Origin of the sequence: Sporosarcina sp. USHLN248, assembly GCF_037144575.1 — a bacterium.
GTDB classification, from domain to species: domain Bacteria; phylum Bacillota; class Bacilli; order Bacillales_A; family Planococcaceae; genus Sporosarcina; species Sporosarcina contaminans.
The window spans coordinates 58,270-84,215 of sequence record NZ_JBBCZC010000006.1 but is presented as its reverse complement, the minus strand read 5'-3'; the positions used below and the strand labels follow the sequence as shown (position 1 = coordinate 84,215).

Genomic DNA, 25,946 nt, shown 5'->3' with positions numbered 1-25,946 from the left:
GCAAAAGCTTGAGGAAGATGAGGTGGCAGTGTTAATAAAAGGGCTGAATTCCTCAAGTGAACAATTATACGAAAAGCTACTTTGAGGGAGGGAATGAACATGAAAATTGCTGTCGCGATTGATGGATCCGAAAATGCGCTGCGTGCCGCAAAACATGCAATTACGCTTGCCCAACACTTCCCGGGAACGCAATTGGATATCATCTATGTAGCGGATTACGATAAAGCGAAAGACGAGCGGCTTTTATCACAAAGCGAGGAAAGCCTTTTGCTGAAACGAAAGCAAAAAATCGATCCCGTTTTGGAATTGGCACAAGATGCTAACGTACGAGCAAAAATGACGCTCTTGAAAGGGAACCCGTGCCAAGAAATCATAAAGTACGTGAACTCCGAGGCAATGGACCAGCTCGTCATCGGCAGTCGGGGGTTGAACGCGTTCCAAGAAATGGTGCTTGGAAGCGTCAGCCATAAAGTGATGAAGCATGTAAACTGCCCTGTAACCGTTGTGAAATGAAAAATGTGCCTGTCTCGAACACTCTTCAGTAGCAGGCACATTATTTTATGGATGAATGTCTGTCTGGCAGATGAATGAAAATAAGATAGCCAGCAGGAAACGGAAAGGTGGCCTTTCACTTATTTCACCTTCATTTACCGTCGTTCTATTTCGTAGAATAGAGATGTATGGACTGAGGGGAGGTGTGTAAATTGGCAAATTTCTTCATGCATCTGTGCAGGCTGTTTTTGGGCATTGTTTTTTTAGGAGGTGGAACAAATGGTTATTTTTTCATCTTCGGTTTGGAGCCGTTTATCGCAATGAGCCCCGACGCAATAGTGTTATTTGAATTTAAATATCTTTTAGTCGTAGTCAAATCATTGGAAGTTATAGGTGGCATTCTGTTGCTTTCAAACCGATTCGTTCCGTTGGCCATTTCAATTCTATCTCCGATTGTCGTTAATATTTTATTACTTCACGTGTTCCTCGATCATTCCTTACTGTTGCTTGCTATGTTACTCGCCATTGCCCTTGGCTATTTATTGTTTTTCTATCGAAAAAACTTCATGGGGTTATTGGAGAGAAAATACGATCCATTATAGGAAGCTCCCCTGCAAAATAGAATCAATGGAAATGTTATGGAGTGTGTAGATATCAATTGTGATTCGGGAAAGTTGCCGACAATAAAGTGATACTTGTCTCGATTTAAGACTGTATATCGATGGAGCGGACAGTGCACAATGGTTTCAACGTATAGATTTACTACCGCCTTGTCCTAAAAGCACTTAGCACCCATCCCGATGGGTGCCTGTCCAACAGCACATCAATTGAATAAAAATTGAGGAGCCAACTGTTTGAACAAATGGTAGGCTTCTTTTTGTTTATTAAGAGATAGTTCTACGATTATGGGATTGATCATGATTGATGGGGGAGCTATCGAGTTGTTTGGAGAGACCGGCATGAAAGGACTGCAGCATGCAAGAAGAAAAATAGGGCAGTCCATTGAGACACCAGCACTTTATCCAGAATTGAACGCCTGCCAGAACTTGCGTGTCCAAGCGGCAAACGGGGGTGTCGGTGAACGGGAGATCGATGAGTTGCTTCGTTTAATGAACTTGAGTCATACAGGCAAGAAGAAAGTGAAGAATTTCTCATTAGGAATGCGTCAACGGTTAGCGATTGCTTCGACTCTGATTACAAACCCTGAGTTCTTAATTTTAGATGAGCCGACGAACGGACTGGATCCTTCCGGTATTGTTGAAATGCGGGAAATTATACAACGGCTTGTGACAGAGCGCGGGATTACGGTCTTACTGTCAAGTCACCTGCTGGATGAACTTTCACAAATTGCGACTCATTACGGCATTTTACATGATGGAAAAGTTATTAATGAGCTTTCAAGGGAAGAGTTGGCGCGTAAAACTCGCCAATTCATTGAACTCGAAACGACTGAAGCTGAGCAAGCAGTCGTCATACTCGATCGGTTGGGCATTCAAGACTATGAAGTGATTACGGGAACTGAAATCAATATTTATGAACGGTTAGATGATGTGGCATTAATCAATCGCAATTTGGTGCTGTCGGATGTAAACGTATTACGGATTGGCACATCCAGACAAAAATCAGAAGATTATTTCTTGCAATTAACGGGAGGGAACCCACATGCTTAATTTGTTAGCAGCTGAAAACATCAAATTATTCCGCAGTAAAAAAATATGGATTAGTTTAAGTATTTTATTTCTGCTTCCTATCCTGCAAGTCGCCAATAGTATGATTAACGTAAAATACGGGAATGAGCTCGTCCAAGCAAAAGATATCGTTGTCAATGGCGCTACCGGAATTTTAATGATTGATAAAAACGGATTTTACTCGTCATCGGCGCTTTTATTAGTTTTTTTATTGGCGAAGAATTTCAATATGGCACGATACGGAATACGTTGTCCATAGGTCGGAGCCGCACGCATTATTATTTATCGAAATTGCGGTGAGGCATAGCAATGCTGTTTTGTGTATTTCTACCAGGATACTTGCTGATTATTGGCTTTTTCACGATTCTTTTCTTCACCATATTAATTTCCACAATTCGATCTTACAGAGCATACCAACAGATACAAATGTAGAAACTAGGGGGAAACCTCTTCAAACCTAGTTCAGCCTCTTTGCTAAATGTAAAATAGAGACTTTGTATTTAGGAGTTAATTCAATTAAGCCAACAGCCATTCAATACAACTAGAGCGTCTCATCCAATTTCTGAATCTTTGAGTTGGAAATTAAATAAACATTTCCAAGAATGTCGATTTTATCTCCTTTTACACGTACAGCGCAATCTTTGTTCGACGCATAAATATTTATTTCTTCCGATAGGGGAGATAGTTCGCGTTGAACAAGGTCCATATTATTTTCAAGATCAAAATGAGACAGGACGGAAAAATTGTCAAGACCGATTCCGTCGTAAACAGAGCTCATTTCAACGTCATCTCCAAAGTTTTTCGAGCATAACCATTTCGCAGACATGTTGATTGCACCAGCGCTTGCTCCCATCACAACAGCGCTGCTTTTTTTTATTGAATCCGATAATTCATATTCCTTCAAAAAACGATTTAGATTAAGAATACTGCCACCCAACAAGAAAATGCCGGAAGCGTTTTGAAGTATCGTTTGGGCATCTTCCTTCTGTACGCGGTAATTAATTAAATGATATTCATCAAACGTAATGCCAGCCTGATCGAGCCATGAGCGTTCAGTAGCACCATCATCTTCAAAAACAGACGGATTTGAGCTAATCATAACAAGCGATTTTCTATCAGCTATATCCTCCTGTAACACCCTAGCCAAATTCTCTGGGAAAAAATTATTAAACCAACCTAAATAATAGTGAGTTTTCATAAGTACCCCCTGTAGTAAAGTGGATAAATAATATTTATTCCTTGCGTTACTCATTCGGTCTTCTTGTCACCAATCAAATACTTTCATTTTATTACTCACAATGCACTCCCAAGTTCTGTAAGGATTACGCTGCTAATTGAAATAGTAATTCTTACGAAGTTGTTTTATCTATTGGTGACACTTCCATCGTTCCTTGTCACTTCTGTATACATTAAAAAATATGGCACAAATAAAAACCGGTTAGAATTAGGCACCATTTGCTTATTTATTATCTCCTCAATCGTTTCATTTGTATAGACCCATCCATCTGTAGGTTCAGTATCCGTATACACTGAAATTGGCAAAGGAAGTAGAAGAAACCGTATACCTTAATACACCGAACGATCATGTCTCTAGTCTCATAGACCGAATTGATAGTCCGCGGAATGTACGCATCATTGATCATATTGATGAACGCATACCGATGAACATCGGGGCCGCTAATAAAACGATGATAGCAGATGCGCCTCCTCATAATACGGATGCCTTGCTGCAACGGCTAATTCCGGAAGGCACCATTAGCATTTATATTTGAAATTTCTCACGTGTGCGCACCAATTGGCGAACGCTGATCTCCATTCTGGTGTTTCAAAGAATTGCTCAACCGTTTGCGTTTCGGAATGCATACGATGAATCGATTAAGTGGGGCAATGCCTCCTGCCCAAATACCGTTATTCGCGTCGTTATCTTCTTCTCTTACTAATAAAAGGGGGAGTCCAAATTGATAAGCCATGGAAGGTTCGACTTGTGAATAGACCGACCCTTGCCAGACTGGCGTAAATGTTGCAGGGAGAACCTGTATTCGTCTCGATCGTACGAACTTTGAAGCGACGAAGGTTTAGCGCCAACATGCCCAAAGCTCGATGAAACTAATCGGCGAATATCAGTTAAGATGGCTTCGGGGTAACTTTCACTTAACGGTAATGTACGCGGAAAGAACAAAGCATCCTCGATCTCTTCAATTTAACGGTTTAGAAATTTTTGTTGGTAGCCATTTAAGTGAGTTGTCGTACTTAGAAAGACCGGGATACGATAGGCGCGATCGATACACTCTTGATGTGCTGATTGTAGACTTGTGTGATTTATACGTAACTCGTTATATCCATCGCGATTCATTTTATCACCTACTTTCTCAAACAGCATATGGAGTAGAAATAAAAGTACTTGGACAGTATGACAAAGTGTGCATCAATCAAAAAACTTGAAAGTCAAAAAAGGTCAGAGTATAATAAAGTCATAAGTCAAAGATAGTCAATGTCAAATAACATAAATGATTAATACGATAAGGAGGAAATGCTTTATGAAATGTCAACATTGCGGTATAAACGAAGCGACAATGAGCTTACGGCTTCAAATGAATCATCAACGGTTGCAAATGAATTTGTGCCATACTTGTTTTCAAGAGATTCAAGGTCAAATGAAGATGCCGTCATTTGGCAATGATGCCAATCAATTTTTCCAAGCGAACGGCAATCCTCAAGCATATACACAAGTTAGAGAAGTTGATGGAAATCAAGGAAACGGCTTGTTAGACCAACTTGGCAAAAATCTTTCGAATGACGCCAAGGAAGGGCGAATTGACCCAGTCATCGGCCGCGATCAAGAAGTGAAACGCGTTATTGAAACATTAAATAGAAGAAACAAAAACAACCCGGTACTCATCGGGGAACCAGGTGTCGGTAAAACAGCAATTGCAGAAGGATTAGCTTTGAAAATCCATGAAGGCGATGTCCCTGCAAAACTATTGAACAAACAAGTTTATGTATTGGACGTCGCTTCACTCGTTACGAACACCGGCATTCGCGGTCAATTTGAAGAGCGCATGAAGCAGTTAATTGAAGAAATCGAAAACCGGAAAGAGGTTATCGTGTTCATCGATGAAATTCACCTTCTCGTTGGTGCAGGTTCGGCGGAAGGTTCCAAAATGGATGCCGGAAATATGTTGAAACCAGCATTGGCACGTGGCAGCATGCAACTGATCGGTGCAACGACGTTAAAAGAGTACCGTCAAATCGAGAAAGACGCTGCACTCGAACGCCGATTCCAGCCGATCATTGTCAAAGAGCCTTCTGCGGAGGACGCGATCACCATCTTACACGGCATTAAAGACCGTTACGAAGCTTTCCATGAAGTACGTTATTCGGATGAAGCGATCCGGGCATTCGTCACATTGTCACAGCGCTACATCCAAGACCGGTTTTTGCCGGATAAGGCAATTGATTTGATGGATGAAGTGGGAGCACGTTTGAATTTGAAACAGTCTTCAGCAGATGCGGATTCAATCGGCAAGAGATTGGAACAAATCGTTCAACAAAAAGAACAGGCTGCAGAAATGGAAGACTATGAAAAGGCTGCAACATTGCGCCAGGAAGAAATTCAATTGCGACAACAACTACAAAATGCGAAACAAGGCGGGGCTTCAATGTATGAAGTGACCGTTGAAGACATCGAAGCGATCGTCGAAGAGAAAACAGGCATCCCTGTAACGAAACTGCAAGCTTCTGAACAGGCAAAAATGAAAGACCTATCCGACAACCTACGGAAAAAAGTAATTGGACAAGAAGAAGCGGTCGAAAAGATCGCAAAGGCAATCCGACGAAGCCGCGCAGGCTTGAAATCAAAACATCGTCCAATCGGATCGTTCTTATTCGTCGGCCCAACAGGTGTCGGTAAAACGGAAATTACAAAAGTATTGGCGGAAGAATTATTCGGTTCCCGTGACACATTAATCCGTCTCGATATGAGCGAATACATGGAGAAACACGCTGTCTCTAAAATTATCGGCTCACCTCCGGGCTATGTGGGCCACGAAGAAGCAGGCCAATTAACGGAACAAGTTCGCCGCAACCCGTATTCGATTGTATTGCTTGATGAAATCGAAAAGGCGCACCCTGATGTTCAACATATGTTCCTTCAAATTATGGAAGATGGTCGATTGACCGATTCACACGGTCGAACAGTCAGCTTCAAAGACACCGTCATCATTATGACGAGTAACGCCGGAACAGGGGAGAAAAAAGTAAGTGTCGGGTTCAATCAAACGACACATGAATCCGTCTCCATGCTGGAGTCACTTGGAAACTACTTCAAGCCTGAATTCTTGAACCGTTTCGATGCGATTGTCCAGTTCAATGAATTAACTGAAGACAATTTGCTCGACATTGTCGACTTGATGCTCGTTGATTTAGAAGAAGCGATTGAAGAAAATGACATTGAGATTTCTATTTCTGATGAAGCGAAACGCGAATTGGTGAAAATCGGCTACGACAAACGTTTCGGGGCTCGACCACTTCGCAGAGTCATCCAAGACAAAATCGAAGATCCATTAACAGATCTCATTTTGGAAGAAGACCAGATTGAAAAAGTCCATGTCGATGTTGTGGATGAAGAGATTGTTGTACGTAAAGCATGATGGGATTAAAGAACGCCTCCTGAATTTTTTCGGGAGGCGTTTTTTTGTGTAGAAGCGATTGAAACAACTATAAATCCGTGCTCTTGCAAGCTGTTTTTACGAATCGAATGCATAGCTCCATCGTAAAAGCAGATAATAGTGTGAGGTGATTTAATGATGTTAAAGACAAGGACTTATATTGTTTGTTTTTTAATTGTTTTAAGCTTATTTGTTAGCAGTAAGTCCATCCATCCCAAGTCGATTGTGAGTGCGCAAAGCACTGTAGATGTTGAACTTCTGGATATTGAAACAAATGAGATCAGAACAATCGAAGCATATCCCAAAATACAATTGGAAGCTAAGAAAATTATAAAAGAAATTGATACGATTGTTATAAAATTAGATCCATTTCCAGACAAAGGTTATATGCTGAGAATCCCATTGACCCCATCTCTTCAATTGAAAAATGAATGGGTCAATTCGTTGATTGGTGAAGTGTTTATTATTATTCCGGAAGGTGACAAGCCATTTTTACTCATATTTGATGATAAAAACAAGCCTTATTTTTTTCCTTCAAAAGGGAAATTGATTCAATCCTAAAAATGTTGGATGTACCCATTTGAAAGCATTACATCTGCGCCCCAAATATACCTAAATACTGCTCCTGCAATACAAATCCGTTATTTTTCCATCCGAGTGTATTCAACATATAACCTAATCCATCCGCATGATATCTTCCGGCTATTTTTTGATACGCTAGCAGTTCATAGACTCCATTCGAATCAAAATCCACTGGATACAATCCACTTAAAGGATCGACAAAACCGGTGATTGGCGTTTTCAACTTGCCATTCGGATCATATATTTCATTTAAATAGCTTGGATCTCTCGTGGAAATATCAATAATATACCTCTCATTATTTGGTCTGCTAATTACTTCAACTTTATAATGATCTTGATAAGTGACATCGTATTGAAAATGGTTATTATAAACATCCGAATCAAAAAGGATGGTTGCTTTGTTTCCGATAAACGAAACAATATAATAGTTAATAATTCCACCACTGCCGCCTGTAGCCATACCGATTAATATGTCCTCTACGCCATTGCCTGTGAAATCGCCCAAGAACAGAGTCGGATTATAGCCTTCATTGTTATGAAGCGGAAGACTTGTCACTACTCCTGTTCGACCATCCTGAACGTGAAGAACGATATTTCGAATGTACGGACTATCCGGTGTTTTTGTGCCAGTTAGATAGACGTGATCAATTACCCGGTCACCCGTTACATCTCCAGTAGCTGAAGCAACAACTATAGGATTCCCTGCAGCCCGAAAATAAGAGTTATTCATCATATGCCCCTTTTCTTAAAAACTATCGTTATCATCTATATTATGGGGAATTGGGCGAATTGCTACTGGACGGAAAGAGGGCAACGATTTCATGATATAGTAAATGAATGATGGTTTGAGATAACAAATGATAAAGGCGGGCGTTTTCGATTCAGCAGATACAGTTATTGCAAAAGGTCATTGATACAATTGAAGACCGTATTAAGGAAGAGATTAAACCTGAGGACTTGGCAAAGATGGCTGGATATTCTCCTTATCACTTTTACAGGATCTTTCAACAGCATATCGGCTATACGGTGATGGATTATGTCGTGAAACGGAAGCTGCAGTATGCGTTATATGAGTTGGTGAACGGTAAAAAAGTGATTGATATTGCGCTTGAATATGGTTTTGAAACCCATTCAGGCTTTACGAAAGCGTTTAAACGGGTTTTTGGAAGTCCTCCGAGTTTATACCGATTGCATTGTCCGACCTCACTGCCACCGAAGCTAAATTTAGTAAACTTGCACAAAAAAGAAGTAGGCGGCATCGTCATGCAACCGAAAATTGTACAGAAGGAAGGCTTTACGATTGCCGGTAAAACATATGAAAGCAAGTTGGACAATGTGTTTTACACGAGGGATGCCCCAGCATTTTGGGATCAGCGCATCGCGCCGGAAGAGGCAATCGAAACGATGTTGTATGAAAAACTATTCCCGAAAAAGCATGGGGAGTATTGCGTGAACCTGAATGACAGGGAAATGAACCGCACGTTTACTTATTTATTTGCAGTGGATTGTGACCGTGAAGATATTCAACTTCCCGAAGGGCTGACGAAGCTATACATAAAACCGGCAACGTATGCGGTTTTCAAAATTCCCCCAGTCGATGTGGAGCAGTTCGTCCCGTCAATCAAAGGCACGTGGAAATTCATACTGGAGGATTGGCTGCCTCAATCATCGTACGAAGTCGATGAGGTAGGGTATGATTTTGAGTATTACGATGAACTTTGCCATCACTGGTTGCATGAGAAAATCACGATGGAAATTTATGTGCCGATCAAAGAAAAAGACAACATGTAAATTGGTTCATAAGTTATGTTTCAACGCCAAACTAACAATAATCGGCAACAAAAAACGCTCGAAATGAGCGTTTTTTAGTGTCAATGTTATTTAAGCATTAATGAAATAGAATCCGCTTCTTGCGTTACAACTATATCTTGTTGTTCAGTGCTTCCATCTGTATAAGTTACATTTACATTAATAATAATGTCATCACCTATTACTCCATTACCATCATGAGGGATGGCAAGGGTATAGTTGTGTTCTTCCTGTTCATTATAGTTAACTGTGTACGTATTCCCAATTTCCTTTATACCTTCGTATACACCTGAACCGGGCGTACTACCAATGAAATTGATCTTTTCCGATTTTAACCAGTCTCTGTCTACATACTTTTCTAATGTAAATGTAACATCCTCAACAAACTTGCCTTCACTTAAAGTATAAGTAACTGAGTCGATCTGTTCTCCAGTTATTTTGAGCATAACATCTGTAAAAATTAAATTAGCTCCACCACCACTTATATTAACAACACCCATTCTAACTCCTTCTGCTGATTCAATAGTAGCTTTTTCTGATGTAATAGGTGTATTCAGCTGATTCTCATCATCACTTAATGCATAAGCCGTTATTGTAAAATTTGCAACTTGGAGCTCTCCATTCTTATTAAAATATGGAATGCCAATCATAATGGACAGTAGGATTGCCAATGCACTCGTTACCGGAATCCACCTTTTGTAGTTCACTTGAACCGATTTTCTCTTTCTGACCTTTTCTTTTACACGATCTTCCATAGCTTTTGACATTTCAATAGAAGTAACAGCATCTTTAATCTTCTCAAAATCCATATTCATTCTCCTTTCGATATGTTTCACGAAGAAGTTCTCTTCCTCGTTGTAATCGCTTTTTTACTGCTGATGGAGTAATAGTAATTATTTTTGATATTTCACCTACTTTATAGCCCTCGACATAATGAAGTAACAAGACAATCTTATATTTAGTTGGCAATCTCATAAGCTGGTCTAGTAAATCATAATTTGCATCATCCATGGAATATAGTTGTAAATCACTGATATCCATATGTTTACGAAGTATATTGTACCGTCTCTTATTCCTGCTGCGATTCGTGGCAACAGTAATGAACCATGCTTTCTCATGTTCCGCATCGTTGAAAATTGGTGATTTATTGAGATAAGTAATAAAAGTATCTTGTACGACATCCTCTGCATCCTTCTCGTTGCATAGAATGACAAGACATATTCGAAAAAGCATATTGCCATATGTATCAACAATTCGTTCTATATCTTGTTCAGTCGACCAAACCGTTTGTTGCACCCCATCAACCCCTTTCACTTCTAACACACATGAAGAGTCCATTTGGTGACTATTATTTAAAATTATTTTCTGAAGTATTATCTATATTCTTCAAAATTCTTACTAAGCCTTCTTTGACGAATCGATCCCTTTAGTTGAATAAACAAAAAAGGAGACACCAATCCATAAGTGAATTGTGTCTCCAAATAAAGTTGAAAGAACCATTGATTACGTTTTTTCTTTTTTCAAGACGACTGTATATAGATACAAAACGGGCATGATGAAGCAAGCACTTGCAATAATTGCGGTTTTCACCGCGAATCGTGATGCAATCACGCCAATGATTGGACCACCGCCAATTTGACCGATCGCATCGACTTGGCCTTTTACCGAAAAGAAGGTCGCTCGTGTCGAGGAATCAGGGATGATTTTATTGAGCCAAATATCCTCTAATGGGTACATGACTTGCCTTGTCACTTCAATCATGACATAACAGACGAGTAAAGTAGTGACAAGAGCCGAAGACGCGAAGCCGATGAGTGAAATGATAATTAGTGAACTGCCAATGAATAAAGCGATATAAATATGTCTCAAGTTTAAATGGATCGTACTTCGGTTGATAAAGTGAAGCACTGTGAATGAAAGTAGGACGACAATGAATTGAAGTCCGCCCATGAACAAAACTAACTCTTCATTCGATAAGGAAGATAGTGAAGATACGTCAATGAAATGCGTCATCCATAAACGATCAAATCCTTCGCTATACAAACCGATAAACAACGCAATTAAGAGCAGCATTCTCATGACAAAGCTACTTTTAGAATAAACGACGATTTTCTTCATATTCCCCTTCATGCTGTTCCACGCCGTAGCTCTTTCACCTGTCTGTAGCGGTTTGAAATTCTTCTCCGTCATGAAAAAGAGCAGGTAAATGGCGAGACCAAACATGCACATGCCGCCGATAATGATCGGTAAGTTGATCATGAAATAACCTGTCAGGATGCTCAAAGGAATTGCGATGATTTGCCCAAGTTTTCCATACTTTGCTCCTCTTATAAACGCAAGCGACGCCCGTTCCTCTCCGATTTCATCCGCAATCCAAGCTTGCTGGGCGCCGCTTGTAAATGTATAACCGATTCCCCAAGCGATTTGCGAGAAGATGACAGCGGCGAACAAAGGGAATATTCCTTCCGCCATAAATCCGATTCCCATTAAGAAGTAGCCGATGATAAGTGAAAGCTTTCGGCTTTTGACGTCTGCCACTACGCCGGTCGGGATTTCAAACAGGAATACGGTCAGCTCCAAAACGGTCCCGACCAACACAAGCTGGAGTGGATCAAGCTTTACAACTTGCACGTGGTATAGCAAGTTCACCGTAAAGATAAAAGTGAAAAAAAGTTGTGATAAAAAGCATATGAACAAATAAACGACATACGGATCTTTCCATTTGAATGTCCTCATAATGTTTCCCCCTCCACTCGATTATAGGAAAAGGGAGAATTGCCAACTTGTCCAAATTTGCGATTTTATATTTTGAGGGTCTGCCCGTTAAATTCCTTGTTACATATGTAGTGCACACGCAAAGAATACTGTTGACAATGTTCGAATGTTCAATAAACAATAGAGTAGACTTGAAGACGGCATATAGTGGATGGAATGACAAAGAGTTAGATTTACATGCACAAAAAAGATGAGAAGAAAGGCGGAAAACGCTATGATATTGTGGTTTCGGCATTTACCACAGCCAACGCTTGATTTGTCAGAATGGAAACCTTTCATTCAACATACGTGGTTTCGAAAGCAATATATGAAGTTTGTTTACTTATTAATGGCTGCTTTTTTTCTTGTACCCTATTGGATTTTCGAAGGAAGCTTCGAACCCCTGTCAAAGTTTCCACTTCTTCTCATCATTGTTTTTGTTTTCGTTATACACGAGGCCCTTCATATGGTTGTCATCAACAAGAAAGGCGATATGAGCTTAACGTTCAGAGGAATTTATTTTTGGATCCATACAAATGCAGTTCTTTCGAAAAAGAGATTTTGGATCTTTATGAGCTTGCCTTTTATCGGATTAACATGTATTCCGGCGATTGCTTCGTTCTTTGTAACAGGTGATCTTAAAGCACTCTTTTTATTTATTAGTTGGTTCAACTTAATCATCTCTGCCTCCGATGTTGTGAACTCGTTTTTGATTTTAATAAAACCAAAGCACTCAATATTTTGCAGAGGGTATTATCGAGTAAAGTCATAACTTTGCGGATCGAAATGGGCCTAGCCAATTGATTGTGTTGCGACTGCTACATTGCGTTGCGCGAGAGCTACGTTGTGATGCGAAGGCTTTACGTTGCGTTGCGAAGGCTTTACATTGCGATACGAAGCCGTTACGATCGTGCATTTCTGCTCATGATTCCGGGGAAGGAGAATGTGTTGTGTGGAATGAGACCATTCAATTGTTTAAAGAGAATAAAGGAATTTAGGGCGTAGCAACGAAATAAAGGATGTAAGAGCGTAAGATGTTGCGATTGGATATAGGGGATGATGAAATTGAAAAAATTGAAATTAGAGAAGTACACAAATGAAGACTTTGAGAAGTACTTTGGATTAGTATCCGATGAATCGGTCATGGCACAAATTACGGAACGGGCGATTCCAATTGACGAGGCGAAAGTGAACTATCAAAAACTGTTAGAACGCAACGGTAGACACGAGTTGTTTGGCTCCTACAAAGTGTTCGACAGTAACTATATAGGCCTCGGTCATGTCACCGTAAATGAAGACAATCCGGATGAAGCGGAGATCGGGTACATGTTGCTGCCAGCCTATTGGAACAAAGGATATGGCACTCTCATTGCCGGCGCTCTCATCGAATTGGCACAGCGGACAAACGTAAAGAAGCTTACTGCAGTTATCGACCCGAACAATATTCCTTCAAGAAAAATCTTGCTCAAGCATGGTTTTACATCGGAACAGGTTTGTGAAATTGGAGGATTGCCGGGGGAGATTTTTGGCAAGTTCCTGTAGGGGAGAGATGAAAAGCATGTTCGTAAGTTCAACGAAAGCTATCGACTTTTGCTTTACCGGAAAAAATGAAATTGAACGTCAAACGCATCATCATTACATAGTAAGAAAAGAGGCTCCCATAAGGCGGTTGGTGCACTTATCACGTAAATATGATCGGTTTTCCGTGTGAGGTGTAGTAGGTGAATACGAACTATACATTTAAAGCCCTTTGTCTGCATACTTATGTGATAAGGATAGGCTTTGCTTCATACAATATATTTGGGGTGGAAAAATGCCGAGAGTGAAATATCGAGATGCAGACGTTGGTTTAATGGCAAGGATGATGAGAGCAGAGGCCGAGGGTGAAGGAAATCAGGGGATGTTATATGTTGGCAATGTAATTGTGAACCGTGCCGTCGCGGATTGCTTAGACTTTAGAGATGTAAGATCAATTGAAGATGTCATTTTCCAAGTACAAGGAGGAAATTATTCTTTTGAAGCTGTTCAGAAGGGAAATTTATTTTATCAAAGAGCGAGGTCTTCTGAAAAAAGATTAGCAAGACAAAATTTGGAGCATTGGAGACAACATCCTGCGAAATACGCCCTGTGGTACTTTAACCCATACGCGCCTTGTCCTCCGACATGGTACGGGCAACCTTTTACTGGCCAATTCAAAAATCATTGTTTCTATGAACCGGCAGAAGGAACATGTGAAAGTGTTTATATGGGGTAGGTTGTCTGAAGTTTTGGCGTCTGTGCACTGATTATTGGATAAAATGAATGAAAAGCCAACCGTATGAATTGCCGGTTGGCTTTTTTGCGTCTCTATGAAATAGGCATAACCAGAGGCACTTTATGACTCTCCTAATTTCGCCATATAATCGATTAGGAAATGAAGGATGATGAGCGGAATAATCGACCCCATTCCAATAAATAGGATAGAAAATATAACCCCGAATATAGTTGTTCTTAGAACTCCCTTTATGAACCCTTGATAAGTGTGGCCCAAACCAAACAACAAGGAACAAATGATAACGATGATCCAAATTGACATTGTAGGGAATAGATAGGTAAAAGCAAACAATAGAAAACCTCGATAGATGATTTCTTCCGTCACTCCTGCCGTTAGCGAAACAGCATTCCAAACTTTTTTCTCTTTTCGTGTAACGGGCAAGATGTCTGAATAGCTGCTTTCTCCCATTTGTTTCGCCCTTACCACCGCCAATTTCTCTCGGATTTTATCACTAACATGATAGCCAATTGAATAATACAAGATTCCACATGCATAAAGAAGCCCGATTGCAAATGCAAAATACGTAACGAACGGCCCTAAAAGCTCTGTGTTCAAACTTGGCATAGTCAAACCGATATCTGTTAACGTAAGCTCCGTAAAGGCAACAAGCAGTAAAATGAAAACAGTAGGAACCCATAAAGTAGTGATGATGTTTTTATAATACTTTAACCGTACATTATCATCTCTTTTTACTTCCACTTTAAACTTTTGAAAATCAAAGTATCCAATAATGGGCTCATACAATAACGTAAAAATGATCACGATCCAAAAACCATACACCATATCATTATTCCCCTTTTTATTTGTTTTCCCCTATTATGAATAAAACAGGTTGTATGATTGTTAATGGGTTACTTGAGTATACGTAGAAAGGGGGATGGAGTTTCGTGGTTTTTGAAATTGTATAACAGTAGCGACCTCCGCCTAATTGAGCGGTCGTTCTTACAAACTGTATAATGTAAAGAAACTACAGCATCAGAAAGGTGAGAACAATGACCCGGAATCCGTTGACGGCGAGAGAACGCCTCTTAGAAGTGATCCGTATTTTAGAAGCGTTTTCGGATGAGGACGATGTGTTGTCCATCCACGATATACATAGTTATTTCGACGGTGACATGCAAGTCGGCATCGGGGCAGTCCGTGATGATGTGGCCGCATTAGAAGAATCAATCGTTTTCCCGGTCACATCCGTTCAAGAGAAAACCGGAATGCCGAAGCATTATTATTATGACGGCAGGCCATTTGAAATCCACGAACTCCGCTTGCTTATGGACGCCATCAGTGCAGCAAAATTCATCTCACGCAATGAAACCGACCGTTTGCTCATGAAAATCCGAAAGCTGACGAGCCGAAGATTGGCAAAGCAATTGACGAATGAATTGCATGTGGCGGAACCTTCCGCTCAAGACGCGGTTGAAATCGTTGCGACCGTCCAGCTGCTGCATGAAGCAATCCACGACAAACACATCGTCGCCTTTCAATACGGCCGTTATGGAACAGACCTCAACTTCCATTTAAGCAATGAAGGGCAGGACTATCTTGTCCATCCGCTTGGTCTCGTTTGGAACAACGACCGCTATTATTTGGTGGCCTATTTCCCTTCGGCAGATGAAATCCGACAATACCGGGTGGACCGGATGCGAAGCGTTCGTGTGCGGGACGAGCAATTTATCCCCGACCCTTATTTCGATTTGCAGGAATATACGAAGAAAATGTTCCATATGTTCGGCGGCGAATTGATTTCATTGGAAGCAAAATTTGCCAACAAGCTGATCAATATCGTCATCGACCGATTCGGTTTGGATGCAAATATCCAAGACAATGAGGATGGAACGTTTCTATTGAAAGCGCAAGTGGCCATGAGTGAAGGGCTTGTCCGGTGGATTCTCCGGTGGGGCGGCGATGTAAAAGTCATTCATCCCCAGCAGCTCGTAAGCAGAATGAAAGAAGAAGCGAAGAAGCTATCTGAACAATATCAATGAACCTTTGTGGATATCCGAAAAGGTTCTTCTTCATATGCCCTTACAATAAAGGAGTAAGAAAAAGGAGGGCATATTGATGAAAAAAATAAGTATGTTGTGCAGTATGCTATTGTTGGTAATCCTCGCGGCATGTGGGGATATTGACGAAAAAAATACTCGAGAAGTGAAGTCTAATAGGGATGTGGCTTCAGAATCTCAAGATACGGCACAAGAAGAAGTTGAAGAAAAAGAAAAGCCAATCGGCACGCGTTCCAACCCACTGCCATTCGGCGATACGATCACTGTGAAAGAAAATATATACGATGACAGCTTCAATTCCTATGCATCCCTTGTCGAGATCACGATTCTCGAAACAATCCGCGGCGAAGAAGCATGGACAATCATCCAAAATGAAAATCAGTTCAATGACCCGGCGGATGAAGGCTTCGAATATGCATTAGTGAAAGTGAAAGGATTTCTGAAAGAGTCCGAAACAGAAGACGATAGCCTCTACTTCAGCAGCATGAATTTCAACTTCGTTTCAAATGAAGGGGAAGTATACGACTGGGCATCGGCTGTCATTCCGAATGAGCTATCCAAGGAGCTATTCAATGGCGGCACAGCCGAAGGATATATCGTCAACCAAGTGAAAATCGGGGATGACTTCAAGGTTTCCTATGATTCAAGTGAAGGATCGCCGGTATTCTTTTTAGTTCAGTAACAGATAGGGAATTTTGTGCGGTATTCAATATAGACATACTACGGATTATGCTATGATAATGCTAAGTAACGAAACAAGGAGGGCTTTACAAATGAAGTGGGAAGAGGTTCGTAATTCATACCCGAATCAATATGTAAAACTAAATATCCTTGACTTTCATGTTGAAGATGACAAAAAAATCGTGACGGATGTTGCATTAATAAATGGTCATTGAAAATCCTAAAGCGGCTACGAAAGAATTACTTCGAGCAAAAGCTAATATGATTGTTTAACAGACAGGCACTGAAGAAATTATGTTTGAATTAAGAAATCCACGATTTGAAGAGTTTGGAATTAAATCAAAGCGAATAATGAATATTGAGAAGCCAATCAGCCTATTTTGATTGGCTTCCTCTTCTATTATCCGGTCAGTTATGATAAATGTAAATCATCATATAGTTTAGGAGCAGGAGGGTAGTCATGATAACGGTAAGAGAATTTTTAGAAGCGTTTATTTGCAAAGCGGGGGAAACCATCCATCCAGTTGGCGATCAGGAATGGGAAATCCAAAGATGGACGGCGCGCACGTTTAAGACATTGGGCAATGTACTAGCATCTCCTGAATATGATATGTCTCCGGCTAAGGAACTCATCCAACTAGGTTTGAAACCTAAATCACGAAGAACTGAATTGCCTATTTCTGCTGAATTGCAAAGTGAAGCTTTACGGAAAGGTTGGCTCATTCAGGAAATCCGTTTCAAACCTGACGGGAGAACACCAGCATCAATTGTCTATCGCATGGGGGCAGGCTTGTATGAGTATGAAAGACGGGAACTGGAAAAAGCTTCGGAAGCCAATCGACTTCTTACTCAAAAATTACTTAGCGAAATCAGCACATCACGAGATATATTACCGCAAAAATTGATGCAAGAGATGGAGTTATTTGCCCTTGAAGAAGTCGATAGCGAAGGTTGGGGCAAAGAGCGTGTTTATAAGTTCACCCATTTCCTAATCGCCTTCCTTCAATTGAAAAAGCAGCAAAAGCAAATGGAATATAAAGAAATAGGAGCCACCTATTATAGAAGAATCGGAGGCTCGAAAGAATTTGATACATATAGAGAAGCATTTATCACTCGTATTGAGAAATGGATTGAAGTACCAATTAGTGAAATCGGAATCGTAAGTACAGGCTCAATTGTACCGATTTACTTCACTGGGGACGTTACAGGGGAATTCTCCATGTATTCCATCGGTGTTGTGCATGCTACAACGGAAAATGCAGTCACAGTCGAAGAATATCGAACGAATGCACACATTTTATGGCTCGTTGAAAACAGAGCGATTCTGACGAGAATGGCAACAGAAAGGCAATTTATCAAATCAACTTCCTCTCTTGTCATAGGTGTGGATGGCCAAGTCCGAGGGGCACATAGGAAGATGATTCAACAACTGTTCAGAAATTCATCCATCGAACAAATTATGATTTGGGTGGACTACGATGATGCAGGCACTGTTATTGCACGGGAGCTAGCCGGCATCGTAGCCGGAATAAGTGTCCGCTTTGTAGGTACTGATGGAAAGGTGTTTTATGATCATGAAGAATATTCGGCTTGGGTGAATAGCTTCGATGACGCGGAACAGGAAATGACTTTAGGAGGGCCAGCTGAGTGGAAAATGCTAATCAACCAATAATTTCAATCTTCCAAGCGGATCATCAGCAACCGGAAATGGCACGTGCTATGAGGGATATTATCTCATTAGCTGGAGTGATGAAAGATCTATCAAGTGAAGCGGTGTTCGACACGCCGTTAGAAATGCTTCGTTTTTTACGGATTATTGAATTGATCCATGAAGAAGCATATGGCCTTTCAGATCCAATTGATAATGCAGAAACACTATATTACCGCTACTTGGACAGGTTTAAGGACGGAGATCCGCCAACTAAGTCACGAGTCGCCCAAATCATTACTATTCTTTCAACGAATAACTGGGTCAGTAAACAATCGAACCAAATTAAGATGATGAGTGTCGGTAAGCGGATGATGCATGCAATAACTCGGTTGGCCAATGATTCGCTTGCCTATTATTTAGAAGACGATATTGGCCGCTCCTTATTCCAAGCAAGACGTGATGCCGAAATTAGTGAAGCCTATGATGATAAAGGTATTTCGGGAGGAAATGTCATTGCTAGCATGATTCGTAATGTGAGAGACGCCATAGACTTGTTGAAAGAACGGGAGTTGGAGCTTCTGGCTGAGCGCAACGCGTTGCCTCAATTGCGGCTGATCCATACGTTAATGGAAGATTTGGATCAGAAGTTAGATGATCGCCTCAAGCAATTCAAAACGATTGAAGACAGCCTTGTGCTGAGTCATCTGATGCAAAGCGGCACGGCAGCTATGACGGAAGGAACAAGTCTATCTATAGGTATGATCAATAAATATCTGCAATTCATGAATGTCCAGCAAACGCCCCTAAAGACTGCCATTTCACCAGAAAAAGTGCGTTTGTTCATAACGAAGATGTACAATCCACCTTTAGAATCCGAAATCCCGAATGCCCATCAATTATTCAGTTTTATGGATCAAGGTCAGTATGAAGGGGAGGAGCTGGATGGAATTTGGATGCCTGTCAAATATGCAAGTCCTCTAGCACCTACCGAAATTGAACGAGGGATAGATTTTCTGGAAAACTATGAGCCGGTTGTATCTGAGATAGTCGATGAACCTGTTATTGAGTTCAAGGAAGAACTAGTGGATAGGGAGTCAATTGAAAAGTTGGTGGAGGAGGCTAGCTGGCTGATGACGAAAGCAGCGGTCGATACTGAGAAAATTGAAAGATACTTGGATGAGAAGGGGAAGGCAGACTTGGAAGAAGCCATTATTGAAACGGGCTCTGATTCATGGGGAGATGCGATACGGCAATTACTTGGCATAGCAGCGCTTGAGGCCAATAAAAAAGTTAGGATGGAATCCAAGCAAGACGTAATTGAATTTGAGAAGGAATGGAAGTGGATTGAAGATGACGATCGAAAATTCAACATCCAAAAACGATAATAATGAAGATGTTTCATTAAATAGTCTCCAAACGTTGCGCAGTGTTTTGACCTCTCGAGAGGAACAAGCATTTATGTCCATTCTATTTTCTTCAAGTGCAACAATACGAGCGAATAATTTTGGGCTATCCCGTAAAGAAGTAGAAAAGTTATTGGAAGTTACTCGAAATGATGCGTATTTTTTTTCGTTCCTCTCACGTGTTAACCAGGCAGTTGGGAGATATTATCGTCTTATTTACGATGAAGAGCGGGATCAAGTTGTAGTTATGCTTCGGGTTCCGGCACGGTCAGCGCGCCATACATTGTCGGAAGAATCCCTTGCCGTATTATTGTTCATTTTTTATCAACAAGAAGTGTTAAAACATGAATTTACCTTGCTTACCCAACTGTTAGAGGCATTTGGACATGAAGTGAAAAAAGGCAGTAGGCGTATCCAGTTGGCCATCGATACATTACGAAAAATTGGAGCCGTCGAACCCCACCAATTGTCGGAACAGGAAGAAGCCTACGGTTTAACAGCAATCGGCGTCCATATGTTTTCGGATTCGTTTCTGCATCGAATGGTGGAATTCAGTCATTCAAGTCAGTTATCGAAAGAAGACGTTATGAAATTCTTTAACAGATATAATTTGTATGAAGGGGAGGGGTTCCTTTGATACCATGGCGTTTACAATTTGCGGGAGTCCGGGATTACGGCTCGGAGGAGATGTTATTAGATCAAGCGAATGAACATATTTTAATAACAGGACCGAACGGAGCCGGGAAGTCCACCATTTCGTTTTGCATGGGAGCTGTTTTACGCTCCAGCAAAGTGGAGATTGAAGGATTGAAATCTCAGAATCTCCGTGCTGATGAAACTTGGAGAGCAGCGATTCATCTGTTATTTAAAAACGAAGGGATTTCCAGAGTGGATGCCCCTCTTTTCATCGAATTTCGTTTACTAATCGAACAGGCCCCGAATGAGCTGCTAAAGCTGCGTTATGAAATTCATGACGGAGACGAAATAGACGTGTTGGAGCTCCGGCAAGCATTTCGCTCAGGGGATGCGAAGAAAAATAATTTCACAGCTTATAAAAGGGAACTTGAATTCAAATATAAAATCCACCCTGATCTTTACTATTTAATATGGTACCAACAAGAAGTGAACCAATTTTCGGTTATGGCTCCGGAAGAGAGGTTTCGTATTTTTAGTGAAATGCACAAGATTGACCGAATCCAAAAAGATTGGGAAACGAGTTTAGAAGTCGTGAAAGAAGCTCGGGATGCGTATCAGACGGCGTCTAGCCAACAGAAATTTAATGAGATGGATTTAGACATAGCACGAAATAAGAGAGATCGCTTTGTTAGCAATAAAAAGCGAATTGAGGAACACGGAAAATCGTATGCGCTCACGACACATCTCCTTCAATTATCCACTAAGAAGGACATGGAAGAGGCGGAAAAGTACATCGAAGATCGGAAAAACGAGCAGGAAGAAGTGGCTGAAGAGGTACAACATGACACTTTTGAATTGGAACGGGTTAGGGGACAGCTTCGGGATGCAAATATACGGCAAACTGAGCAACAAAAGCAACTCGAATTATACGAAGAACAATTGTCCACCGAGGAAGGCAAAGAAGAAAAAATACTAGAAGAAGTGTCTGCCCTTCAAAATGAATTAAGTGAACTAAAAGATGCCTATGCAAAACTGCCCTATACGGAATCTGAGACGAAAGAGAAGATGACGAATGCAAACGAAAAAGTAAAGCACTTGGAAATGGATGAGCAGGAGGTCGAAAAAGATTTGAAAGCTGTCGCAGGCGTACTTAAAGTAAATCGCCAAAAGCACGCGGAGTTAAATGCTGCTGTCCAGCAATGGGAGGAAAAAAGGAAGCAATCAGAAAAATGGATTGAAAGATACATATCCAGCCACCAGTTGAAACAGGATATTACAGGATTATCCAAAGAATTGGAAAAGATAAAAGAACTGAAGGCTACAAAGGAAAAAGAGTTGGGGAATATGGAAGAGGAGTTCTCCATGTTAACCCAAAATCGAGTTGAGTCAGAACGGCAAACCCAGGCAATTCGTCATCTTAAGCAACATGGAATCCGAGCATATCCGCTCAGGCATTTTGTGAAATTACAGGATCACCTTCCGATTGAAAGTGAGCGTCTATTTGATGCAATTAAATATACGGTCTTTTATGAAGCAGCAAGTTGCAAGCCGATTAATGATTTATATCATGTCTCCTTGGAGAAATTGGTGCCGGACCGTTCCATTATCAATCTTCCCCAATATGGCTTGGAGATGCAGGAGAATCTATCTGTTCATGAGCAAAATCAGGCGGCACGCGTCCTTTGGTGGATTGAGAGATTATTTGACCCGGATTACCCGGCTATCCATAAGGGGTTGCTGATAGATCGTTTGGGAAGTAGAGGGCCACAAGAACAAAATACGTTTATTTTAAGCAAGAGGGCACTAACAGAAAGGAGACAAACGCTGGAGCGGCAAATCATTGAAATTCGGAATGATATTCAACAGCTGTCAGAACAGTTTGAAAAGGATAACGATCAGTATCGCGTCTGGAACGCAGACGTACAAAAAGTGATTGACGCGGAAGCTTTTTTATCTACGAAAGCGGATCATCAATACCGAATCGATCAACTGCGTTCTTTAGCGAACGAACATGGTGAACTGGAAAAACACAAAAAAGATCTTGAGGAAAAGAAGGATGCTCTATGGAAAGATAAATACAAAGAAGAGGAAGCTATCAAGCGCCTTGAAACGTACATGGAGGTCTACGAGCAATTCGGAAGACAATCCGAAAAGATTAGTCACTTACAAGAGCAAGAAAAACTCCTGAAACAGCTGGTTCAAAATTCTCAAGCAATCCGACGATCGATTCAAGCTACCCATAAGAATTTGAATGATATACAGAGCATTGTGCAAAAACATCAGCGAGAAATGAGTGATCTCGAGGATAAGTTAGTAGCGACTAAGCGTAGATTAGCGCAATTAGGTAGACAGGAAAGTGATAAAGAGGACGAGAAAAATTCCCTATTGGATCGTTATTTGGACTATGAAAAAGAGATGCTTGAACTAACACAGCTGATTCCTGATCTGGTACGGAAAGCGTTGCAAGAAGAACAGATCGAACTATCAAAATACGATCTGCAAATGAAACAGAACCAGGCAAAGATCGAATTTGAACATGCTCGAAACGAAAAGGATATCGACCCGAATGCCGTTGTAAATTATCAAACGCTCGAACAGGAATTTGAACGAAAAAAAGAGGAGCTTCAATCTGCAAGAAGTCTTCTAGAGGAAAACGAAGAGCGTGCCATTATTAACGAACAGAGATTGGAAACAGCAATCCAAATGCAAGTGACGAAAATTAACCTGCTATTTCAAGAGTATATGGGCGAATTTCAATTCGAAGGTCAAATTAAATACGAAAAAGTAACCGATAAAAAAGGACGGCCGATTTTCAAACTGTTCATATATGTGCGGAAGGAAGGGCATCGAGGAAAGTTTGAGGATGTCAGCTTGAAAGCGAGAGGCGGTCGGGTTGGAAAAGGTGTATCGGGTGGTGAAGAATCGTTAAGTTCACTCCTATTTGCGCTGTCACTGCTGCAAAACCTGGAAAACCAAGCCGGCTTTATCGTCCTCGATGAATTTGATAGTGCACTTGATGAAAAACGTAAATCCGCTGTATTTGAACTGTATGCTAACAAACTGCAAAGAAAACTGATCATCTTGTCTCCGAAAGCACATGAAGATGAATATTATCATCAATTTTCAAAAGCGTTCATTGTTTCTCATGATCCGAAGGATGTTAGAAGCAAAATTAGGGGTATTAAAATAGCTGAATAGATCTTGTTTTTTAGAACCCAAACGAATGCCGGTTTGGGTTCTTTACTACTAACATTATGGTAGTCTGGAGAGCATTGAACTATTCTAAGTCTTTAAAATGGTAAAGTGTCATCCCGTTTCTTGCTGACTTCGGAAGGTGCGTCTTCTTCCACCAATCCGTGCGCATAAGCCTCTTCCCAAGTAACGCCGTACGGAACGCAGCCTTCTGTAAAACCTGTAATGAAAAAGAAATGTTCATTCTGACCATACTCAGCAATATACAATTCTTTTTTAGCCTGCTTTTTTCGTCCCTGTTTCTTACTCAATTCGAATCCTCCTTTAGCAATAAAACTTCAAACAACCAGAAATGCTCCGGAGACTATGCCTTCATTAAGGATGTGCAGATAAGCTGAAAGTGACAAGATGCAACGAATCAATGCACCGGAAAGTTTTGGGTACGGTTAATTACCCGGAAGCAGTTGCGGCATAGAGTAATGGCATGATTCTTACTCTTTTCCCTTTCTTCATCATTTCGTGTAGGAGACATTAAGTGTTTTCTTACTATTCAAACGATAATTAAATTCTTTTATGGTAGACTAATAGTAGCAACGGCATATAGCGGATGGGCGGTTGACACTCCCTGGAAAGGGGGTGTTTATGTGGTGACATACGAAGCGATAAACATGATGTTCCAATTTGGAATATTCCTCGCAACAGCGGCAGCAACAGTTGTAGCGATGATTGCTCTGTACACCAATAGAAAAAAGTAACCACCCTCCGCTAACGTCCAAGTAAGCAGGGCAGTTACTCCTTTGCAAATATCATTATTACTGGTCAACCGCACTTCTTGCGGTATGTCCGTTGCACCGACCAGATGTTCCAGCATCTGGTCTTTTCTTATTATATGCTCAGTTTACCACAACTAAACGGAGTTTGCATATTACTACCTCAAACTTCGCACCTAAATAATTAGGTCCAGCAGTAGGCACTATTTGGTTCTTCTCGATTTCAATAAGAACCTTGACAAACTTTTTTAGATACAAAAAACACCTCATTCTTTGGTATAGTGTGATTGTCGAGAAAACACTACCAAGCAGAAGAGGTGCTTCCATAATGCTTTGACTTAAAAGTACTTACTATCCAATCGGAAAGTAATCATCTGTATGATAGACTAATAGTAGCGACACATATAGCGGATGGACGGTTGGCACACCCTTGTTTTTAAAGGTAAGGGCGCAAGGGAACATCTTCTCGAAGTAATCCGCATACCTATACTGACGAAGATGATATGCTGTCGATTCATGATATACATAGCCAATTCCCGGAGGACATGCAGGTAGGCATCGGGGCGGTGCGGGATGATGTAGCTGTCCGCGAAGAATCCATCGTTCTTTTCGGTTTCTGCGAACCAAGAGAAACCCGGGATGCCGAAACACTATTATTATGACAGCAGGCCGTTTGAAATCCACGAACTTCGCTTGCTCATGGATGCCATCAGTGCTGCAAAATTCATCTCACGCAATGAAACCGACGTCCAGCTGCTGCATGAAGCAATCCACGACAAACACATCGTCGCCTTTCAATACGGCCGTTATAGAACAGACCTCAACTTCCATTTAAGCAATGAAGGGTAGGACTATCTCGTCCATCCGCTTGGTCTCGTTTGGAACAAAGACCGCTATTATTTGGTTGCCTATTTCCCCTCCGGCAGATGAAATCCGGCAATATCGGGTGGACCGGATGCGAAGTGTGCGTGTGCGGGACGAGCAATTTATCCCCGACCCTTATTTCAATTTGCAGGAATATATGAGGAAGATGTTCCATATGTTCGGCGGCGAATTGATTTCATTGGAAGCGAAATTTGCCGACAAGCTGATCAATATCGTCAAACTGTAAAAGCTGGCCAATCGGTTATTTCTACCACCATCAAGACTTGTCCTAAATGTGCGGGAACTCTACATTTGAAAACAGGTCGGTATGGCAAGTTTTACGGCTGTAGCGGGTTTCCGGCGTGTCGGTATACGGAGAGGTTTAATTAATTTTAACTTCGTTAGGTTCCAAATGTAAATGTATATGTACAAAGGAATAAAGA

General features: G+C 41.0%; 30 protein-coding genes and 1 pseudogene. 23 read left to right on the top strand and 8 right to left on the bottom strand.

Going from position 1 to position 25,946, the window contains the following annotated elements; genetic code table 11:
• Nucleotides 1-99 precede the first annotated feature (99 nt).
• From WFH04_RS03930 to WFH04_RS03915, 4 genes are all read left to right on the top strand, one after another.
• Complete coding sequence (locus WFH04_RS03930) at nt 100-513, top strand: universal stress protein (protein WP_336822756.1); 414 nt, start codon at nt 100-102, stop codon at nt 511-513.
• A gap of 191 nt (nt 514-704) precedes the next feature.
• Nucleotides 705-1,094: a hypothetical protein gene (locus WFH04_RS03925; RefSeq protein ID WP_336822755.1), complete on the top strand. Its 390-nt coding sequence runs from the start codon at nt 705-707 to the stop codon at nt 1,092-1,094.
• Nucleotides 1,095-1,397: 303 nt separating this feature from the next.
• The gene (locus WFH04_RS03920) at nt 1,398-2,162 is read left to right on the top strand and encodes an ATP-binding cassette domain-containing protein (RefSeq protein WP_336822754.1); all 765 of its coding nucleotides are present in this window, start codon (nt 1,398-1,400) and stop codon (nt 2,160-2,162) included.
• Nucleotides 2,155-2,439, top strand: coding sequence for a hypothetical protein (locus tag WFH04_RS03915; RefSeq protein WP_336822753.1), 285 nt, complete (start codon nt 2,155-2,157; stop codon nt 2,437-2,439). Before WFH04_RS03920 ends, WFH04_RS03915 begins: the two co-directional genes overlap by 8 nt.
• Before the next feature lie 282 nt (nt 2,440-2,721).
• Here WFH04_RS03915 and WFH04_RS03910 read toward each other — a convergent pair whose 3' ends face one another.
• Nucleotides 2,722-3,378 carry a Type 1 glutamine amidotransferase-like domain-containing protein gene (locus tag WFH04_RS03910; RefSeq protein ID WP_336822752.1) on the bottom strand — a complete coding sequence of 219 codons (657 nt, stop codon included), beginning with the start codon at nt 3,376-3,378 and terminating at the stop codon, nt 2,722-2,724.
• 331 nt (nt 3,379-3,709) lie between these two features.
• Between WFH04_RS03910 and WFH04_RS03905 the strand changes: the two genes are divergently transcribed.
• Nucleotides 3,710-3,952, top strand: a complete 243-nt coding sequence (locus tag WFH04_RS03905) for an IclR family transcriptional regulator domain-containing protein (RefSeq protein WP_486377083.1) — start codon at nt 3,710-3,712, stop codon at nt 3,950-3,952.
• A gap of 6 nt (nt 3,953-3,958) precedes the next feature.
• Here the strand turns inward: WFH04_RS03905 and WFH04_RS18315 are convergent, their stop codons facing one another.
• Entirely contained in the window at nt 3,959-4,150 is a 192-nt protein-coding gene (locus WFH04_RS18315; protein ID WP_408020164.1) for a hypothetical protein, read from the bottom strand.
• A 567-nt stretch (nt 4,151-4,717) separates the two neighbouring features.
• Between WFH04_RS18315 and WFH04_RS03895 the strand changes: the two genes are divergently transcribed.
• The gene (locus WFH04_RS03895; protein ID WP_336822750.1) at nt 4,718-6,829 is read left to right on the top strand and encodes an ATP-dependent Clp protease ATP-binding subunit; all 2,112 of its coding nucleotides are present in this window, start codon (nt 4,718-4,720) and stop codon (nt 6,827-6,829) included.
• A 156-nt stretch (nt 6,830-6,985) separates the two neighbouring features.
• Nucleotides 6,986-7,408, top strand: a complete 423-nt coding sequence (locus tag WFH04_RS03890) for a hypothetical protein (protein WP_336822749.1) — start codon at nt 6,986-6,988, stop codon at nt 7,406-7,408.
• 28 nt (nt 7,409-7,436) lie between these two features.
• On the opposite strand, the gene WFH04_RS03885 is transcribed toward WFH04_RS03890, so the two are convergent.
• Nucleotides 7,437-8,159, bottom strand: a complete 723-nt coding sequence (locus WFH04_RS03885; RefSeq protein WP_336822748.1) for a VCBS repeat-containing protein — start codon at nt 8,157-8,159, stop codon at nt 7,437-7,439.
• Nucleotides 8,160-8,326: 167 nt separating this feature from the next.
• Between WFH04_RS03885 and WFH04_RS03880 the strand changes: the two genes are divergently transcribed.
• Nucleotides 8,327-9,220, top strand: coding sequence for an AraC family transcriptional regulator (locus WFH04_RS03880; protein WP_336822747.1), 894 nt, complete (start codon nt 8,327-8,329; stop codon nt 9,218-9,220).
• An 86-nt stretch (nt 9,221-9,306) separates the two neighbouring features.
• Here WFH04_RS03880 and WFH04_RS03875 read toward each other — a convergent pair whose 3' ends face one another.
• From WFH04_RS03875 to WFH04_RS03865, 3 genes are all read right to left on the bottom strand, one after another.
• Entirely contained in the window at nt 9,307-10,047 is a 741-nt protein-coding gene (locus WFH04_RS03875) for a hypothetical protein (protein ID WP_336822746.1), read from the bottom strand.
• Nucleotides 10,037-10,561, bottom strand: a complete 525-nt coding sequence (locus WFH04_RS03870) for an RNA polymerase sigma factor (protein WP_336822745.1) — start codon at nt 10,559-10,561, stop codon at nt 10,037-10,039. Before WFH04_RS03870 ends, WFH04_RS03875 begins: the two co-directional genes overlap by 11 nt.
• 180 nt (nt 10,562-10,741) lie before the next feature.
• Entirely contained in the window at nt 10,742-11,974 is a 1,233-nt protein-coding gene (locus tag WFH04_RS03865) for an MFS transporter (RefSeq protein WP_336822744.1), read from the bottom strand.
• Nucleotides 11,975-12,227: 253 nt separating this feature from the next.
• Here WFH04_RS03865 and WFH04_RS03860 point away from each other — a divergent pair, with 253 nt between their 5' ends.
• From WFH04_RS03860 to WFH04_RS03850, 3 genes are all read left to right on the top strand, one after another.
• Nucleotides 12,228-12,764, top strand: a complete 537-nt coding sequence (locus WFH04_RS03860) for a DUF3267 domain-containing protein (protein WP_336822743.1) — start codon at nt 12,228-12,230, stop codon at nt 12,762-12,764.
• Nucleotides 12,765-13,057: 293 nt separating this feature from the next.
• Nucleotides 13,058-13,534 carry a GNAT family N-acetyltransferase gene (locus WFH04_RS03855; RefSeq protein ID WP_336822742.1) on the top strand — a complete coding sequence of 159 codons (477 nt, stop codon included), beginning with the start codon at nt 13,058-13,060 and terminating at the stop codon, nt 13,532-13,534.
• 271 nt (nt 13,535-13,805) lie between these two features.
• On the top strand, nt 13,806-14,246 hold the full coding sequence (locus tag WFH04_RS03850) for a cell wall hydrolase (RefSeq protein WP_336822741.1): 441 nt from the start codon (nt 13,806-13,808) through the stop codon (nt 14,244-14,246).
• Nucleotides 14,247-14,366: 120 nt separating this feature from the next.
• On the opposite strand, the gene WFH04_RS03845 is transcribed toward WFH04_RS03850, so the two are convergent.
• Nucleotides 14,367-15,089, bottom strand: a complete 723-nt coding sequence (locus WFH04_RS03845) for a CPBP family intramembrane glutamic endopeptidase (protein WP_336822740.1) — start codon at nt 15,087-15,089, stop codon at nt 14,367-14,369.
• A gap of 209 nt (nt 15,090-15,298) precedes the next feature.
• Here WFH04_RS03845 and WFH04_RS03840 point away from each other — a divergent pair, with 209 nt between their 5' ends.
• From WFH04_RS03840 to WFH04_RS03810, 7 genes are all read left to right on the top strand, one after another.
• Nucleotides 15,299-16,288 (top strand): helix-turn-helix transcriptional regulator, encoded by a 990-nt coding sequence (locus WFH04_RS03840; RefSeq protein WP_336822739.1) that lies wholly within the window; start codon nt 15,299-15,301, stop codon nt 16,286-16,288.
• Between the two features lie 76 nt (nt 16,289-16,364).
• Entirely contained in the window at nt 16,365-16,988 is a 624-nt protein-coding gene (locus tag WFH04_RS03835; RefSeq protein WP_336822738.1) for a hypothetical protein, read from the top strand.
• Nucleotides 16,989-17,079: 91 nt separating this feature from the next.
• Nucleotides 17,080-17,202 (top strand): hypothetical protein, encoded by a 123-nt coding sequence (locus WFH04_RS03830; RefSeq protein WP_336822737.1) that lies wholly within the window; start codon nt 17,080-17,082, stop codon nt 17,200-17,202.
• Nucleotides 17,203-17,447: 245 nt separating this feature from the next.
• Complete coding sequence (locus WFH04_RS03825) at nt 17,448-18,659, top strand: hypothetical protein (protein ID WP_336822736.1); 1,212 nt, start codon at nt 17,448-17,450, stop codon at nt 18,657-18,659.
• Nucleotides 18,635-20,023 carry a hypothetical protein gene (locus WFH04_RS03820; RefSeq protein ID WP_336822735.1) on the top strand — a complete coding sequence of 463 codons (1,389 nt, stop codon included), beginning with the start codon at nt 18,635-18,637 and terminating at the stop codon, nt 20,021-20,023. Before WFH04_RS03825 ends, WFH04_RS03820 begins: the two co-directional genes overlap by 25 nt.
• A complete protein-coding gene (locus WFH04_RS03815) occupies nt 19,989-20,678 on the top strand; it encodes a hypothetical protein (RefSeq protein WP_336822734.1) in 690 nt (229 codons plus the stop codon). Before WFH04_RS03820 ends, WFH04_RS03815 begins: the two co-directional genes overlap by 35 nt.
• The gene (locus WFH04_RS03810; protein ID WP_336822733.1) at nt 20,675-23,875 is read left to right on the top strand and encodes an AAA family ATPase; all 3,201 of its coding nucleotides are present in this window, start codon (nt 20,675-20,677) and stop codon (nt 23,873-23,875) included. The genes WFH04_RS03815 and WFH04_RS03810 overlap by 4 nt, the downstream gene beginning before the upstream one ends.
• Nucleotides 23,876-23,967: 92 nt before the next feature.
• Here WFH04_RS03810 and WFH04_RS03805 read toward each other — a convergent pair whose 3' ends face one another.
• A complete protein-coding gene (locus tag WFH04_RS03805) occupies nt 23,968-24,180 on the bottom strand; it encodes a hypothetical protein (protein ID WP_336822732.1) in 213 nt (70 codons plus the stop codon).
• A 333-nt stretch (nt 24,181-24,513) separates the two neighbouring features.
• Here WFH04_RS03805 and WFH04_RS03800 point away from each other — a divergent pair, with 333 nt between their 5' ends.
• From WFH04_RS03800 to WFH04_RS18310, 5 genes and pseudogenes are all read left to right on the top strand, one after another.
• On the top strand, nt 24,514-24,624 hold the full coding sequence (locus tag WFH04_RS03800) for a putative holin-like toxin (RefSeq protein WP_336822731.1): 111 nt from the start codon (nt 24,514-24,516) through the stop codon (nt 24,622-24,624).
• Nucleotides 24,625-25,278: 654 nt separating this feature from the next.
• A complete protein-coding gene (locus WFH04_RS03795; protein ID WP_336822730.1) occupies nt 25,279-25,488 on the top strand; it encodes a hypothetical protein in 210 nt (69 codons plus the stop codon).
• Between the two features lie 6 nt (nt 25,489-25,494).
• Nucleotides 25,495-25,569: pseudogene (locus tag WFH04_RS18445) on the top strand (hypothetical protein); the annotation flags it as partial.
• Between the two features lie 25 nt (nt 25,570-25,594).
• Complete coding sequence (locus WFH04_RS18440) at nt 25,595-25,750, top strand: hypothetical protein (protein ID WP_486377082.1); 156 nt, start codon at nt 25,595-25,597, stop codon at nt 25,748-25,750.
• Nucleotides 25,693-25,893 (top strand): topoisomerase DNA-binding C4 zinc finger domain-containing protein, encoded by a 201-nt coding sequence (locus WFH04_RS18310; protein ID WP_456242989.1) that lies wholly within the window; start codon nt 25,693-25,695, stop codon nt 25,891-25,893. The genes WFH04_RS18440 and WFH04_RS18310 overlap by 58 nt, the downstream gene beginning before the upstream one ends.
• Nucleotides 25,894-25,946: the final 53 nt, after the last annotated feature.

What these genes read in the sequence shown, in the direction of transcription:
- WFH04_RS03890 (WP_336822749.1), top strand. Translation starts at nt 6,986, where the DNA reads ATGTTAAAGACAAGGACTTATATTGTTTGTTTTTTAATTGTTTTAAGC.
- WFH04_RS03910 (WP_336822752.1), bottom strand. Translation starts at nt 3,378, where the DNA reads ATGAAAACTCACTATTATTTAGGTTGGTTTAATAATTTTTTCCCAGAG.
- WFH04_RS03875 (WP_336822746.1), bottom strand. Translation starts at nt 10,047, where the DNA reads ATGGATTTTGAGAAGATTAAAGATGCTGTTACTTCTATTGAAATGTCA.
- WFH04_RS03920 (WP_336822754.1), top strand. Translation starts at nt 1,398, where the DNA reads ATGGGATTGATCATGATTGATGGGGGAGCTATCGAGTTGTTTGGAGAG.
- WFH04_RS03850 (WP_336822741.1), top strand. Translation starts at nt 13,806, where the DNA reads ATGCCGAGAGTGAAATATCGAGATGCAGACGTTGGTTTAATGGCAAGG.
- WFH04_RS03840 (WP_336822739.1), top strand. Translation starts at nt 15,299, where the DNA reads ATGACCCGGAATCCGTTGACGGCGAGAGAACGCCTCTTAGAAGTGATC.
- WFH04_RS03865 (WP_336822744.1), bottom strand. Translation starts at nt 11,974, where the DNA reads ATGAGGACATTCAAATGGAAAGATCCGTATGTCGTTTATTTGTTCATA.
- WFH04_RS03795 (WP_336822730.1), top strand. Translation starts at nt 25,279, where the DNA reads ATGCCGAAACACTATTATTATGACAGCAGGCCGTTTGAAATCCACGAA.
- WFH04_RS03815 (WP_336822734.1), top strand. Translation starts at nt 19,989, where the DNA reads ATGACGATCGAAAATTCAACATCCAAAAACGATAATAATGAAGATGTT.
- WFH04_RS18315 (WP_408020164.1), bottom strand. Translation starts at nt 4,150, where the DNA reads ATGGCTTATCAATTTGGACTCCCCCTTTTATTAGTAAGAGAAGAAGAT.
- WFH04_RS03830 (WP_336822737.1), top strand. Translation starts at nt 17,080, where the DNA reads ATGAAGTGGGAAGAGGTTCGTAATTCATACCCGAATCAATATGTAAAA.
- WFH04_RS03845 (WP_336822740.1), bottom strand. Translation starts at nt 15,089, where the DNA reads ATGGTGTATGGTTTTTGGATCGTGATCATTTTTACGTTATTGTATGAG.
- WFH04_RS03885 (WP_336822748.1), bottom strand. Translation starts at nt 8,159, where the DNA reads ATGAATAACTCTTATTTTCGGGCTGCAGGGAATCCTATAGTTGTTGCT.
- WFH04_RS03895 (WP_336822750.1), top strand. Translation starts at nt 4,718, where the DNA reads ATGAAATGTCAACATTGCGGTATAAACGAAGCGACAATGAGCTTACGG.
- WFH04_RS03825 (WP_336822736.1), top strand. Translation starts at nt 17,448, where the DNA reads ATGATAACGGTAAGAGAATTTTTAGAAGCGTTTATTTGCAAAGCGGGG.
- WFH04_RS03915 (WP_336822753.1), top strand. Translation starts at nt 2,155, where the DNA reads ATGCTTAATTTGTTAGCAGCTGAAAACATCAAATTATTCCGCAGTAAA.
- WFH04_RS03835 (WP_336822738.1), top strand. Translation starts at nt 16,365, where the DNA reads ATGAAAAAAATAAGTATGTTGTGCAGTATGCTATTGTTGGTAATCCTC.
- WFH04_RS18440 (WP_486377082.1), top strand. Translation starts at nt 25,595, where the DNA reads ATGCGAAGTGTGCGTGTGCGGGACGAGCAATTTATCCCCGACCCTTAT.
- WFH04_RS03930 (WP_336822756.1), top strand. Translation starts at nt 100, where the DNA reads ATGAAAATTGCTGTCGCGATTGATGGATCCGAAAATGCGCTGCGTGCC.
- WFH04_RS03860 (WP_336822743.1), top strand. Translation starts at nt 12,228, where the DNA reads ATGATATTGTGGTTTCGGCATTTACCACAGCCAACGCTTGATTTGTCA.